The following is a 14256-nucleotide window of genomic DNA, read 5'->3' as shown; positions in this document are numbered from 1 at the left end:
GCGGCCTCATGCGGTAAACGCAAGTTCAGGTTTAGAGGTTCCGCAGCGTGCAGGGCGTGTTGAGGATCACACATTCGAGGTTTGCCGGGCACGGGAGAGCCAGACGTGTTTCAGCTGGGCATGCAGCGACAGGAGTGGTTCGGGCCGACATTGCGCCGATGGCGCATGCTGAACCGGGTCAAGCAATCATCACTCGCTGCCGAAATGGGGGTTTCGCAAACCACTGTGTCCCGCTGGGAGAGTGGCCGGCTGGTTCCGGAGGGCGCGCACGCGCAGCGGCTTGAACGGCTGCTCAGCGCACGGCCGAAATCGTCGGCAGACCATGCCTTGAGCGAGCTGGTCGAAACATCCCGGCAACCGGCGCACCTCATCTGCGATTTTACCCACCGGCTGCTGGCCGCGTCTGCCGGGCGCCTCGAAGACTGGCGGGTTCCGCTCAGCGACAAGCTTGGAACGTCGCTCTGGCGCTATGCGACGGAGGGTATTCGCCTTGGCGAGGCCGGGCTCGCGGCGCGAGGCTGGATGGATGCCCATCCGCCGGAGGTAACAGTCTTGACCGAGCGCATGGACCACCGCGACCTGACCATCCGGGCCGGTGAGATCATCTACACGCGGATCGCCTTGTCGGATGGGAGCTTTGCACGCCTGGTCCGCGACGGAGCTCGTCAGAAGCTGGCATAAAACGCGGCGGCCGAGTTCCTTCAGCGCGGGCGCATAAATTATGCGTCGCCTTGCGGCAAAGGAGATGGCCGGTATCCTTTGGCCATGACCTATACGACTGCTCAAGAACCAAGCTCTGCCGAGTCAGATCGCCTCGCCCGCATCATCGATTTTATCCAGGCTGCCGAGGCGTTGAAAGACACGCTGCGAAGCGGTCGAACAGGGCAGGGACGCGCTGAAAGCACCGCTGAACACACATGGCGGCTTTGCCTCATGACCCTTCTGTTTGAGGCAGATCTGGCCGATATCGACGTGCTCAAGCTCCTGAAAATCTGCGTCATTCATGATCTGGCAGAGGCGATTTCAGGTGATGTGCCGGCGCCCAGCCAATCCTCGGACGACGGTCGGGCCGCAAGGGAACGTCAGGACTTGCTGACTTTGTGCAAGGCGTTGCCGGAAGATCTTTCTGCTGAGGTTGTCGCGCTTTGGGATGAGTACGCGGAGGCCAAGTCGCCAGAGGCGATTCTTGCCAAGGGGTTCGACAAGATCGAGACCATGCTTCAGCATGTCAAAGGACGGAACGCGCCTGACTTTGATTATGCTTTCAATCTTGGCTATGGGCGCGAAGCGACGGACCGGCATCCGTTGCTGAGGAACTTGAGATTACTTGCGGATAATCTGACACAGCTAGAGATGATCTCTCAGGCCGGCGAATGACGCCGGCCAAAGGTGCTCAATACTCGAAGGCTATGAGGTGGCCGGCTTCACGCTTGCGGGGGCTGGCTGCCGTCTCGCGGTAGCGGCTTGTGCCAATTTCAGGCTCGGTCTGGCGCTTGTACCTGGTCTGGGGGTCGCCGTCGCGCGTGGCGATGAGATGCGCCAGAAACGTGGCATTCGGGCGATAGCGGGCAACGAAACGGTCGTGATCTTCCTCAACCCGCGCTTCCTGCGGAACCAGTTGAAGCTGGAACGCGCTCTTTTCGCGTGGCTGCTCTGGCTCGTCCCGATACCGGCGCTTGCGCTTCATATTGGAACGCCCGAGGGCTTTGACCGGTTCAATACGCACTTGGATCGCCTCACCTTGTCCCACAACGGTACGAGGACCTCGTACCTGACTGGAACGTCGCAATGCTCATGCCAAACTCTAGCGTTTGTTAACCTTTGTGTCGCGGAAAACCTCGTGTCTCGTCCAAAATGGTTAACGCGAAAGGCGCAATCCGAGCAATCTGGCGGCACTGCCTGATCCCATGAACCGAACATGAATGGCAGCTTCAAAGCTCGTTCAGTACGCCCTGGCCATAGTCAGGTCATCGAAACAGAGACGAAGCGCAAAGGGTAAGATCATGTTCCAGAAATCAGCTATCGCAGTCGCCGCCGTTGTCCTGACCGGGCTGTCCGTCACCGCCCCGGCCATGGCAGACAATGCGAACAGAAGCGTTCGCGACCACCGTGTTGAAACGCAGACGTCAGTTCGGGACCACCGGCAGGAGACCAGGGTCGTGGTGCGCGATCATCGGACGAAAGCCCCGGTCGAGAAACAAGTGCGGGATCACCGGACCAAGCGTTCGAACGAGGTTGTTGCCGTAAAGCGCAAGCATTGCCGCGTCGGTTATGAAAACCTTCGCCGAGGGGGATATCGTCCGATCGTGGCCTATGACTGTCAGGGCAGCGAATATCACTATACCGCTCAGCGTGACGCCAAGCTCTATCGGGTCGCCATGAACGCCTACTCAGGTTCCATGGAAGTCATCTTCATCGGTTTGGCTCGTTGAAGGCAGCGCTCCGGCCAGATTGGCGTGTTTAGGCGCTATGCCGTATGAGCTCCGAGACCGCCCCTTGCGTAGGAGGTCATGGCGGCATGGAGATGATCGAAGACGAGGCGCATGCGCTGATCGCCCTTGAGGTCTTCGTGCATGGTGGTCCAGCTCTCCAGCGGGATCTCGATTTCATCTGCCAGCAGGCGCGTCAGTCTTGGCGCGCGTGCTGCCAGTCCAATCTGACAAAACCCGATGCCACAGCCCTGGCGAATGGCCGAAAGTTGGGCGATTTGGTTGTCGATCCTGTAGGTGAAGTGTGCGGGATCCAACGACAAGCCAAACTGCTTGAGCAGGCGGTCAGCGCCGGGATCCCGGTCGAAGCCGATGATGACGTGTTCTTTGAGCTCGTCCGTTGTTTTCGGTACACCGTGGCGATCGAGGTATTCGGGATGGGCAAAAAGCCCAAGCCTGATGTTCGGACATCGCCTTGCGATCAAGGCTTTCTGGACCGGGCGTGTCATTCGAATGGCAATATCAGCTTCCCGGCGAAGAAGGTCTGTCATCTGGTTGGACAGGCTGATCTCGAAAACCAGACCCGGATGCCTGGCTCTGATCTCCCTCAAAAATCCCGGCAGAACCTCGGCGCCAATGACGTCGCTTGCGGTGATCCTGATGACGCCGGTCATGGCAGACGGATCACCGGCCGCGCTGCGCTGGAGTGCTGCGGCGGCTGATTCCATGGCTTGGGCGTGGGGGGCAAGCCGAAGGGCGGCATCGGTCGGTGTCAGGCCCTGGGGAGCCCTGGTGAAAAGCCGTCCGGTGCCGAGATTGGCTTCGAGCTGGTCAAGATGACGGGAAATCGTTGGCTGAGTGAGCTTCAGGGACCGGGCGGCCGCTGACAGGCTGCCCTCGCGCAGGATAGCCAGAAAAGAGCGGTAGTGATCCCATGCAGCGTGTGACTCGTTCATATAATTTTCTATAGTAGAGATACGCATTACGACAATTTATTTTATCTCAAGATCTGTCAGCTTCCCGCCAGTTGAATTGATGGAGACTGGCATGACAGACAAGACGGCTTTGATACTTGGAGCGACCGGCGGATCCGGAACGGCGGTCGCGTGGGCCCTGTTGGCGAGGGGCTGGAAAATTCGCGCGCTGCATCGTCAGCCGGACGATGTGCGATCGCAGTTGCCGCAAGCGACCTGGTTCAAGGGCGATGCGCTGGATAGCAAAGCGATTGTGGCAGCAGCGGAAGGTGCCTCTCTGATTTTTCACGGCGTAAATCCACCTGGTTACAAGAACTGGCCCAAGCTGGTCCTGCCGATGCTTGAGAGCACTCTCGCAGCCGCAAGGGCAAGCGGTGCGCGGATCGTTCTTCCTGGCACCATTTACAATTATGGTGTCGGCGATGGCCCCCTGTTGAGCGAGACGACCCCTCAAAAACCGACAACGCGCAAGGGCGCAATCCGTGTCGAGCTGGAAGAGCGTTTGCGCAAGGCCAGCGAAAAGGATGGTGTGAAGGTCCTGATTGTTCGGGCCGGAGATTTCTTTGGGGCCGAGACCAAAAGCTCGTGGTTTTCACAGGTGATGGTGAAGCCAGGAAAGCCGTTGCGGAAGCTGACCTATCCGGGACGTGCGAGCGTGGGACACGCCTGGGCTTACCTTCCGGATTTTGCCGAGGCTATTGCGCAACTTGTGGCTATGGAGAGCGAGTTGGGACCGTTCGACTGCTATCATTTTCGGGGCTATTGGTTCGAGCCCGGGGTCAGGATAGCAGAGGAGCTCCGTTCCGTTGCCGGCCTACCAGATCTGCCGATAGGCTCCTTTCCCTGGTGGGCGATCAAGGCGCTCTCACCAGTCGTGCCGTTTTTTCGAGAGGTCTCGGAGATTTCCGTCTTCTGGAAGAACAGCTTGTGTCTCGACAATACCAAGCTGGTAGCGAGGCTCGGCTCCGAACCGCAGACGCCCCTCCCGCAGGCCCTTCGCGACACGCTTGAGGGACTTGGCTGCCTGCCTGTCCGATAACGCGACCAGCAAAGACAAAAAAAGGCGCGGTCCTTGCGGATCGCGCCCTTAGTCGTTTTGAACAGGCTCGACGCCAATTCGGATCTTTTTGTCCGGATCAGGCGGTCAGAGCGCCCTGAGCCTTTTCGACCAGAGCCTTGAAGGCATCCGGCTGATGAATGGCAAGGTCGGACAGAACCTTACGGTCAACTTCGACGCCAGCCTTGTTCAGGCCGTCGATGAAGCGGCCGTATGTGAGGCCCTGTTCACGAACCGCAGCGTTGATACGCTGGATCCAAAGCGAACGGAAATTGCGCTTCTTGGCCTTCCGGTCGCGATAGGCGTACTGGCCGGCCTTTTCGACCGCCTGCTTTGCGACGCGGATGGTGCTCTTGCGGCGGCCGTAGTAACCCTTGGCAGCCTTCAGAACCTTCTTGTGACGTGCATGGGCCGTTACGCCCCTTTTTACGCGCGACATGTGATAACTCCTTTAAGGATAGGTGCTTGGGCTCAGGCGTACGGCAGGAACTGCTTCACGATCTTCGCATCCTGCGGTGCCAGCGTGGTGGTGCCACGGGCGTTGCGGATGAACTTGGTCGTGCGCTTGATCATGCCATGACGCTTACCGGCCTGGGCTGTTTTCACTTTGCCGCTTGCGGTCAGCTTGAAGCGCTTCTTGGCTCCAGACTTCGTCTTCAGCTTGGGCATTTTGCATCCTTTCATTGGCGCGGAGGGTAGACCCACCGCATTCTTGTTGGTGCATCGAGAGGTCGCCACGGCATGCCCTGGTGTATCAGGAGCGATCCTGCTTTCACCTTCGGAAAACCGGAGATGGAGGCATAGAGATACTGCTCCCGAAGAGCCGGACGACTCTGGATCGGGGGCTTATAGGGGGACTCTTGTCTTCATGCAACCGAAAATCGGCATGAATTGGCCAATTTAGAGCTCATGCAGCACATGTGCAGCACGCACGGCGGCGGAGGCACGGTTTTCGACACCAAGCTTTTGATAGATCTGTTCGAGATGCTTGTTCACGGTGCGTGGACTTAGGCCCAGAATCTCGCCGATATCGCGGTTCGCCTTGCCCTTTGCGATCCACAAAAGGACATCCGCCTCGCGGGCGGTGAGACCGAAGTGCTGGCGCAAAACCTCGTCCTGGTTGGGATGATCGCTGGTCGTCATCCGAAACAGGAACTCGTCAGCGCCAATCGCGCCGAGATATTGCATCTGGAGGGTCAAGCCGTTGCCGGGCGAAAGCTCGAAGGGATCTGACTGTCCCGATGGTTTTCCGGCGTCGGCGGCGAGCCAGCTGCCAAGCTCGGCGCCAATGTCCTGCAGAAGCTTGTCGCCGTTGCCGGTCGTGCTGAGGACCTGGTGCGTTTGCGGCGTCGACCAGCGGATTGTGCCATCGCGTGCAATGGCGATGAGGTGCCGTCCCGCCGCATCAAGCGCGATACGGGCGCTTTGGACGGACCGGGCATTGGCCAGATGAACCCGGATCCTTGCCTGCAGCTCATCGATGTTGATCGGCTTGGTCAGAAAGTCGACACCGCCAGAATCAAGCGCATTGACCACATGCTCGGTTTCGCTCAATCCGGTCATGAAAATAACCGGCACATGCTGCAAATGCGGTTTGGACTTGATCTGCTGACAGGTTTCAAAGCCCGAGAGACCGGGCATGATGGCGTCCATCAAAATGATGTCGGGGGTCACTCTGTCGGCGACAGAAAGGGCAGCGGCTCCGCTGGTGGCGACGAGCACCGTGATACCGGCGGTTTCAAGGGCGGTGGTCAGAAAGCCGAGTGTCTCCGGAGAGTCGTCGACGGCCAGAACAATATCGCGCTGCGCTTCAGTCATTCTTGTCCAACTTCTCCAGAACCTTGGTGTAGCCGTCGAAATCGAAGACCTTCAAGTGTCCGCGCAGGACGGCGACTACAGCGCCGTTGTCCGGATCTTCCGCCAATTCGGTCAATTTGGCTTCAATACCATGGATGTAGCCGATTTCACCCAGACTTATCAGCTCACGGACATGACTTGCACCCGGACCCCTGCCTGGGTCGCCTGCAGGTTCCGGTGCTGACGGTGCTAGTGGTGCCTCGCTCTCCAGCCATTGCAGCGCAAGGTGCCGCTGCATCTTGTCAAGCAGCTGGCGCAGATCAAACGGCTTGGCCAAGGTGTCGTCGTGAAGATCCTTGCCGTCCGGTCTGAGAGATCCGTCTCCGATGTTGGCCGACAGCATGATGATCGGTGTGCTGACACCTCTTTCGCGCAGATTTGCAACGAGCTCCCAGCCGTTCATGCCCGGCATCAGGATGTCGATCAGGAAAAGGTCCGGGCAATGGTCTTTCATCATCTCCAAACAAGTGGCGCCGTCTTCCGCTTCCAGAATGTCAAAGCCCAGTGGGGCCAGGATTTCGGCCAGCAGCTTGCGGTGGTCCGGATTGTCGTCAATGACGGCAATTGAGCGCCGCGGGCCTTCATAGCCGCGGATTTGCCTTTCTGCGGGAATGGACTTCGGCGGGTTGGCAACGGCAGCCAACATCAGCCTGACCTCAAAGGAGGAGCCCTTGCCAGGTTCGCTGGAAAGGGCAACGGCACCGCCAAGGGTCTCTGCCAAGAGTTTGGTGATTGTCAGACCAAGGCCAAGACCCGGGGTTCTTCTTGCTTCCACCTCCTGGCTGCGCCCGAAGGGTTCGAAGATCTTGCCCTGTTCGGAGAGATCTATGCCGGGGCCGGTGTCCGTGACCGTGAAGCTGGCGACCTGGGAGCGGTAGGCGACCTTGAGGCTGACAGAGCCCTCATCGGTGAATTTTATGGCGTTGGAGAGCAGGTTGACCAGTATCTGCCGAAGACGCTTTTCATCCGTGCGGACATAGACGGGGAGATTGTCGGCACGTTCATGACTGAAACCAAGCCCCTTCGCGCTGGCCTGCATCTTGAACATGTCGACGATCTGGTCGAGGAAATCGTGAATGTTGATCTCGTTCGAATAGACCTGAAGCCGTCCGGCCTCAATGCGTGAGATGTCGAGCAGTCCGTCAATCAATCCGGACAGGTGTTCGGCGCTGCGGCGGATGGTGTTGATGTTGGACTTGCGCGCTTCGGGAATGGTGTCGTCTCGCTCTAGTACCTGCGCATAGCCTAGGACAGCGTTCAGCGGTGTCCGGAGTTCATGAGAGAGGCCGACGACATAGCGGCTTTTTGCCATATTGGCCGCTTCCGCGTTTTCCTTGGCTTTCTGCAGGGCGGCGTCGGTCTTGCCGTGGGCGTTGATTTCCTTTTGGAGCAAGGCGTTCTGGCGCTGAGATTCTTCCTCGGCCACATGCCTGGTGTCGTGGGCAAGAACCAGGAACCAGGAGGCAATCCCTGCAGCCACGGCAAAGACGAAGAAGATCAGCGTTACGGTCTGACCGATGATGACGGCGGCGTCAGGGAAGCGTTCGGCCGCCTGATTGTAGATCACCCAGAGGACAAAGCCGATGGCAGCAATGGAAAAGCTGGCCGTCAGACCATACCGACCGAGACGTGTCCTCAGATGCGCCAGGGTTTTTTCGGGCAGGAAGTGCTCGGCAACGACACCGAGCTGATGATTGATCCGGGCCTTTGGTTTGCAAAGGTCATGACAGCGAGCGTCCAGCGAGCAGCACAGTGAGCAAATCGGCGCCTGGTAGGCCGGGCAATAGGCCATGTCTTCGGGTTCGAAAGGGTTTTCGCAGATCGAACAGGTGATGGTGCTTTCGTCCTGCCAATGGGCGCGCGGCTTTCTGGCGAGATAAAACTTGCCCTTGGTGGCCACCGCGATGGCGGGAGCGGCAATGAAGGCGATGACCATTGCGAGGAAGGTCGAGAGGGCCGCGGCTTCTTCGCCAAAATGGCCGTAGTAGGCGAGAATGCCCAGGGTCGCGGCAAGCGTCATTGCGCCCGTGCCGACCGGATTGATGTCGTAAAGATGCGCGCGCTTGAACTCGATGCCGGGCGGGGACAATCCAAGCGGTTTGTTGACGAAGAGATCGGCGGAGATCGCGCTCAGCCAGGCCATCGCGATGATGGAGAAAACGCCGAGAGTTTCTTCCAGCAACTTGTAGATGCCCAGTTCCATCAGGAGCAGGGCGATGCCGACGTTGAAGACAAGCCAGACGACCCGGCCGGGATGGCTGTGGGTCAGGCGGGAGAAAAAATTCGACCATGCGAGTGAGCCCGCATAGGCGTTCATCACATTGATCTTGAGCTGCGAGACGACAACAAAGGCGGCCATCAGCAGCAAGGCCATATGTTCGGACGGTAACATGTAGCCAAAGGCCACCGCGAACATGCGCGATGGCTCATCGGCGTGTTCTGGCGGCACTCCGGCCGAGAGCACGAGGACGGCAAGGAAAGAGCCGGCGAGCATTTTGGGTGCACCCAGGATGACCCAACCGGGACCTGCCAGAAACAGCGCGAACCGATGCCTTTTGCGGGCAACTTCACCGGCTGGAACAAAGCGCAGGAAATCGACCTGCTCGCCGATCTGGGCCATGAGGGCGAGAATGACCGCAGATGCGGCTCCGACGCTGATGAGGTTGATGTCAGACAGTCCGCCGTCAGATTGAATTGGCGTGTTGGTCTGCGGATCCAGACCGGAAAATCCCAACCATTCGCCAAAAACACTCCAGTCTGCGTAGGCGATAAAGAAGAACGGAAGAATGTTGAGGACGATCCAGAATGGTTGAGTGATCAGCTGGAACTTGGAAATCAGCGTGATGCCATGTGTGACCAGCGGGATGACAGCCACCGCGCTCAGGATGTAGCCGATCCAGAGCGGCACTCCGAAGGCGTATTCCAGCGCACTCGACATGATCGACGCTTCGATCGCGAAGAGTATGAACGTGAAGCTGGCATAGATCAGCGACGTCAGCGTTGATCCGATGTAGCCGAAACCGGCGCCGCGGGTCAGAAGGTCAATGTCGACGCCATGTCGGATCGCATATTTGGCAATCGGAATGCCGACGAAGAGCAACACCAGACTTCCCAGCAGGATTGCAACGAAGGCGTTGGCAGTCCCATAGGACAATGTAATGGCACCGCCGATGGCCTCCAGAGCGAGAAAGGAGATCGCCCCAATGGCAGTTTGGGAAATTCTGCGCGAGGAAAAGCGCCGTGCGCTCTTCGCGGTGAAGCGGAGTGCGTAATCCTCCAGGGTCTGGTTGTTGACCCATTGGTTGTATTTGCGCCGAACCGGCAGAATACGTTGGCGCGCGTTCATGAAAATGCCCTTGAATTGGGCATGTGCCCGTGTATTGTGCGATCTTCGCCTGAAATCAGCGGCATTCTGCCTTAGCTCCCCGTGCTCACCCCTGTGCTAGCAGGGTTTGTGCCGCTTTATTGGCCAGCGATTATTTTGTTGCTTTGTCCCGTCTGCACATTTTGCGCAAAAGGCGCAGTTGCTTACGTCAATTGACGTATGTCGCGGTGCAGCGTTCCCCCGCACGATCCTGGCCAGACGGCAGCCCTTCCATCTGCCGCAGAATGCCAAAAGGCTTCACCAAGAGGGGACTCAACATTATGAAAAAGACACTTACAGGTCTCGCCCTAGCGGGTTTGATGACCAGCACATTCGCCGGTTTGTCCTACGCACAGGAAGAGACCATCAAGGTCGGTATCCTGCACTCGCTCTCCGGCACAATGGCGATTTCCGAAACGACACTCAAAGACGCCATGCTGATGCTCATCGAAGAGCAAAACAAAAAAGGCGGCGTCCTGGGCAAGAAGCTCGAAGCTGTTGTTGTCGATCCGGCTTCCGATTGGCCGCTGTTCGCTGAAAAGGCGCGTGAGCTGATCGAAGTCAACGGCGTTGATGCTGTCTTCGGTTGCTGGACATCTGTGTCGCGCAAGTCCGTTCTGCCGGTCTTCGAAGAACTGAACTCCCTGCTGTTCTATCCGGTTCAGTATGAAGGTGAAGAGTCCCAGCGCAACGTGTTCTACACAGGTGCTGCTCCCAACACTCAGGCAATCCCTGCCGTTGACTACCTGATGAGCGAAGAAGGCGGCTCGGTCGAGCGCTGGGTTCTGGCCGGCACCGACTATGTCTACCCGCGCACAACCAACAAGATCCTCGAAGCCTACCTGAAGTCCAAGGGCGTGGCTGAAGAAGACATCATGATCAACTACACGCCGTTCGGTCATTCCGACTGGCAGACGATCGTGTCCGACATCAAGACCTTTGGTTCGGCTGGCAAGAAGACCGCTGTTGTCTCCACCATCAACGGTGATGCGAACGTTCCATTCTACAAGGAACTGGGTAACGCAGGCATCAAGGCAGAAGACATTCCTGTCGTTGCCTTCTCCGTCGGTGAAGAAGAACTCGCAGGTCTCGACACTGCTCCGCTCGTCGGTCACCTGGCTGCCTGGAACTACTTCCAGTCCGCTGACACCGATGCCAATGCCGAGTTCATCGAAACATGGCAAGCCTTCACCGGTGACGAAGACCGCGTAACCAACGATCCGATGGAAGCAAGCTACATCGGCTTCAACATGTGGGTTGAAGCGGTCGAAAAGGCCGGCACCACCGATGCAGATGCTGTGATTGACGCCATCGTCGGTGTTTCCGTTCCGAACCTGACCGGCGGCTACTCTGCAATGATGCCGAACCACCACATCACGAAGCCGGTTCTGATTGGCGAAATCCAGGAAGACGGACAGTTCGAAACTGTTTGGGAAACCTCCGGCCTCGTCGGCGGCGACGCATGGTCTGACTACCTGGAAGGGTCCAAGGACCTGATCTCCGATTGGCGTGCTCCGATGTCTTGCGGCAACTTCAACGTGAAGACCGGCAAGTGCGGCGGTTCCGACTCCTAAGATCCTGAAAAAAAGGAGGCGGGTCTTGTGGTCCGCCTCCTTTCGCCACCACCCCTAAGTCCTCTTGCTAGGAGGGGTTTGGGGTGGTGGTCCTTCCAGAGTGCAGTCGCCGTGCGGCGGCGAGGCGCGCGAACTTGAAAGACCCGGTGGACCCATGTCCTTTTTGAAATCTTTTCTGATGTTCCTTTGCCTGATGGCCGGCCTCGTCGGCACGGGCGCGGCGCAAAGCGACCTGGAAAGCTTGCGGCCCCTGGTGAATGCGCTTGCCGAGGGCAAGTACAAAGAGACGCAAAAACAGATCGGTGATCTGGCCGCGACCGGAAACCCTGCTGTCGCACCGGCCCTAGAGGCGCTGGGCGCTGGCGAACTCTTTTTCCGGAAGTCCGACAAACAGGTTTTCATCGCCAAAAAGGCGGGCAAGGGATATGCGCTGAGCGACCCGTTGACGCTCGAAGATGCCGGCGAAACTGGCCGGCGCGCAGTGACAAAAATCAAGGTCAACAACAACCTGCGCCGGGTCATCCGCTCCGCGCTTGGTTCCCTGACCTTGCTGGCACCCGATCCTAAGGTTCGCATGGCAGCGGCTGAGGCCGTTTTCAAGGCGAAGGATCCTGAGGCCATTGAAAGTCTTGAAGCAGCGATTGCAAAGGAGATTGATGATGACGTGCGTTTGGTCATGGAACAGGCCCGGGCCGCAGCCGTTCTCAATTCCGACGGCAGTGACGGTGATAAGCTTGAAGCGATTGAAACCCTCGCCAGCATGGGAAACCGAGAGGCGCTCTCCCTTCTGATCGGCCTTCGCGACAGTTCGGAAGGCGAGGTTCAGCAGGCCGCCACGCGCGCCGTCAACACCATCAACAAGTCGCTGGCGCTTTGGGATAATGCCCAGAACATCTGGTACGGTATCTCGCTGGGGTCGGTGCTGCTGCTGGCCGCGATTGGCCTTGCGATCACCTTCGGCGTCATGGGGGTCATCAACATGGCCCACGGCGAGATGGTCATGATCGGTGCCTATGTCACCTTCGTGGTTCAGGAGCTGATCCGGTCTTCGGCTCCGGGACTGTTTGAATACTCGCTTTTCATCGCCCTGCCGCTGGCGTTCCTGGTCTCCGGCGCGATTGGGGTCGGTATCGAGCGCGGTGTCATTCGCTGGCTCTATGGGCGGCCGCTGGAGACACTGCTGGCGACCTGGGGCATCTCGCTGATCCTTCAACAGGCGGTGCGATCCATTTTCGGTCCAACCAACCGAGAGGTTGGTAATCCCGACTGGATGTCCGGGGCCTTCGAACTTGGCCAACTGACCATCACCTACAACCGGATGTGGATTGTGGTCTTCGCCATCCTGGTCTTCGCCGGATTGATGCTCGTGCTAAAGAAGACGTCCTTCGGGCTCTTTACCCGGGCCGTCACCCAGAACCGGCGCATGGCGGCTTCCATGGGCATTCGCACGCCCTGGATCGATGCGATGACCTTTGGCCTCGGGTCGGGGATCGCCGGTATTGCCGGTGTTGCTCTCTCGCAGATCGACAATGTCTCACCGAACCTCGGACAGGGCTACATCATCGACAGCTTCATGGTCGTTGTGTTCGGCGGTGTGGGCAATCTCTGGGGCACCTTGGTCGGGGCCATGACCCTCGGCGTGGTCAACAAGTTCCTTGAGCCCTACGCAGGCGCCGTTCTTGGCAAGATCCTTGTGCTCGTCTTTATCATTCTCTTTATCCAGAAACGTCCGCGGGGCCTCTTTGCCCTCAAGGGCCGGGCAGTCGAAGCATGATGACCTCCTTTCTCTTCCGCGCCCTCGACGCCAAGGCGGGCGTTTTCGTCGCGATCCTTCTGGCGGTCATTGTTGCCGTACCCGCGCTCAACCTTTTGACACCGCCGGACAGCCCGTTTCACGTGCCGACCTATGCGGTGACGCTGATGGGCAAGTATTTGACCTACGCCTTGCTGGCCCTGTCAGTCGATCTGGTCTGGGGTTTTTGCGGCATTCTCTCGCTCGGCCACGGCGCGTTCTTTGCGCTGGGCGGCTATGCCATGGGCATGTATCTCATGCGCCAGATCGGCACCCGCGGCGTTTACGGGGATCCGATCCTGCCAGACTTCATGGTGTTCTTGAACTGGAACGAGCTGCCTTGGTACTGGTACGGCTTTGACATGGCCTGGTTTGCCTTTCTCCTGGTGCTGCTTGTGCCAGGTGCATTGGCCTTCATTTTCGGCTGGTTCGCCTTCCGCTCCCGGGTCACGGGCGTTTATCTTTCGATCATCACCCAGGCGCTGACCTATGCGCTCCTGCTTGCCTTCTTCCGCAATGATATGGGCTTTGGCGGCAACAACGGCCTGACCGACTTCAAGGATATTCTCGGGTTCGACGTTCAGGCCAATACGACCCGTGCCGGTCTGTTTGCAGCTTCTGGCCTAGCGCTGATGATCTGCTTCCTGATTTGCCGAGCAATCACCCGCTCCAAGCTGGGCAAGGTTCTGGTTGCCGTGCGGGACGCCGAGAGCCGAACACGCTTCCTGGGCTACCGGGTCGAGAACTACAAACTGTTCGTCTGGGTGATTTCCGCCATGATGGCGGGGATCGCCGGCTCGCTCTATGTGCCGCAGGTCGGGATCATCAACCCGGGCGAGTTTGCGCCAGCCAACTCGATCGAAGCGGTGATCTGGGTTGCTGTTGGTGGCCGCGGCACGCTGGTCGGCGCTGTTATCGGCGCGGTGCTTGTGAATTTCGCCAAGACCTGGTTCACTGCTGCCCTTCCCGATGTCTGGCTCTTCGCTCTTGGCGCGTTGTTCGTGATCGTAACGCTGTTCCTGCCCAAGGGCATCGTCGGGACGATCAGCCAGGGCTGGACCGCCATTCGGCAGCGCAAGCTGTCCGCCGCCTATGCCGATGGATCCGACGAGCCACCTAACCTTCCGCCCAACAGTCCTGCGGCTCCTGCCAATGTGACCCGCGCCGCGCCGTCTTCCGGTGCTGAGCCTCAGCCTGCGGAGTAAGACA

Annotated in this window: 13 protein-coding genes; 7 read left to right on the top strand and 6 right to left on the bottom strand. The window is 58.7% G+C overall.

The features are described 5' to 3' along the window. Positions 1-105 precede the first annotated feature (105 nt). Positions 106-681 (top strand): helix-turn-helix domain-containing protein, encoded by a 576-nt coding sequence (locus IG617_RS14140; protein ID WP_209008485.1) that lies wholly within the window; start codon positions 106-108, stop codon positions 679-681. Between the two features lie 84 nt (positions 682-765). Then, complete coding sequence (locus IG617_RS14135) at positions 766-1377, top strand: HD domain-containing protein (RefSeq protein ID WP_192109899.1); 612 nt, start codon at positions 766-768, stop codon at positions 1375-1377. A 16-nt stretch (positions 1378-1393) separates the two neighbouring features. Here IG617_RS14135 and IG617_RS14130 read toward each other — a convergent pair whose 3' ends face one another. Beyond that, on the bottom strand, positions 1394-1726 hold the full coding sequence (locus IG617_RS14130) for a hypothetical protein (RefSeq protein ID WP_192109897.1): 333 nt from the start codon (positions 1724-1726) through the stop codon (positions 1394-1396). A gap of 277 nt (positions 1727-2003) precedes the next feature. Here IG617_RS14130 and IG617_RS14125 point away from each other — a divergent pair, with 277 nt between their 5' ends. After that, positions 2004-2432, top strand: coding sequence for a hypothetical protein (locus tag IG617_RS14125; protein WP_192109894.1), 429 nt, complete (start codon positions 2004-2006; stop codon positions 2430-2432). 35 nt (positions 2433-2467) lie between these two features. Here IG617_RS14125 and IG617_RS14120 read toward each other — a convergent pair whose 3' ends face one another. After that, on the bottom strand, positions 2468-3385 hold the full coding sequence (locus IG617_RS14120; protein ID WP_192109892.1) for a LysR family transcriptional regulator: 918 nt from the start codon (positions 3383-3385) through the stop codon (positions 2468-2470). A gap of 91 nt (positions 3386-3476) precedes the next feature. Between IG617_RS14120 and IG617_RS14115 the strand changes: the two genes are divergently transcribed. Further along, positions 3477-4442, top strand: coding sequence for an NAD-dependent epimerase/dehydratase family protein (locus tag IG617_RS14115; RefSeq protein ID WP_192109890.1), 966 nt, complete (start codon positions 3477-3479; stop codon positions 4440-4442). A 97-nt stretch (positions 4443-4539) separates the two neighbouring features. On the opposite strand, the gene rplT is transcribed toward IG617_RS14115, so the two are convergent. The 4 genes from rplT to IG617_RS14095 form a co-directional block, all read right to left on the bottom strand. Then, complete coding sequence (rplT, locus tag IG617_RS14110) at positions 4540-4899, bottom strand: 50S ribosomal protein L20 (RefSeq protein WP_153771501.1); 360 nt, start codon at positions 4897-4899, stop codon at positions 4540-4542. 32 nt (positions 4900-4931) lie between these two features. Next, positions 4932-5129 (bottom strand): 50S ribosomal protein L35, encoded by a 198-nt coding sequence (rpmI, locus tag IG617_RS14105; protein WP_153771500.1) that lies wholly within the window; start codon positions 5127-5129, stop codon positions 4932-4934. Positions 5130-5360: 231 nt separating this feature from the next. Then, positions 5361-6278, bottom strand: coding sequence for a response regulator transcription factor (locus IG617_RS14100; protein ID WP_192109887.1), 918 nt, complete (start codon positions 6276-6278; stop codon positions 5361-5363). Further along, positions 6271-9663, bottom strand: coding sequence for an ATP-binding protein (locus IG617_RS14095; RefSeq protein WP_192109885.1), 3393 nt, complete (start codon positions 9661-9663; stop codon positions 6271-6273). Before IG617_RS14095 ends, IG617_RS14100 begins: the two co-directional genes overlap by 8 nt. Positions 9664-10001: 338 nt before the next feature. Here IG617_RS14095 and urtA point away from each other — a divergent pair, with 338 nt between their 5' ends. The 3 genes from urtA (at position 10002) to urtC (ending at position 14252) form a co-directional block, all read left to right on the top strand. Beyond that, entirely contained in the window at positions 10002-11255 is a 1254-nt protein-coding gene (gene urtA / locus IG617_RS14090) for an urea ABC transporter substrate-binding protein (RefSeq protein ID WP_202981314.1), read from the top strand. Between the two features lie 154 nt (positions 11256-11409). Next, positions 11410-13029, top strand: coding sequence for an urea ABC transporter permease subunit UrtB (gene urtB, locus IG617_RS14085; RefSeq protein WP_192109883.1), 1620 nt, complete (start codon positions 11410-11412; stop codon positions 13027-13029). Further along, positions 13026-14252, top strand: a complete 1227-nt coding sequence (gene urtC / locus IG617_RS14080; protein ID WP_192109881.1) for an urea ABC transporter permease subunit UrtC — start codon at positions 13026-13028, stop codon at positions 14250-14252. Before urtB ends, urtC begins: the two co-directional genes overlap by 4 nt. Positions 14253-14256: the final 4 nt, after the last annotated feature.

Origin of the sequence: Roseibium polysiphoniae (genome assembly GCF_014842925.1) — a bacterium.
In the GTDB taxonomy this organism is placed as follows: Bacteria; Pseudomonadota; Alphaproteobacteria; order Rhizobiales; family Stappiaceae; genus Roseibium; species Roseibium polysiphoniae.
The sequence above is the reverse complement of the archived record's forward strand: the minus strand, read 5'-3'. Positions and strand labels throughout refer to the sequence as shown.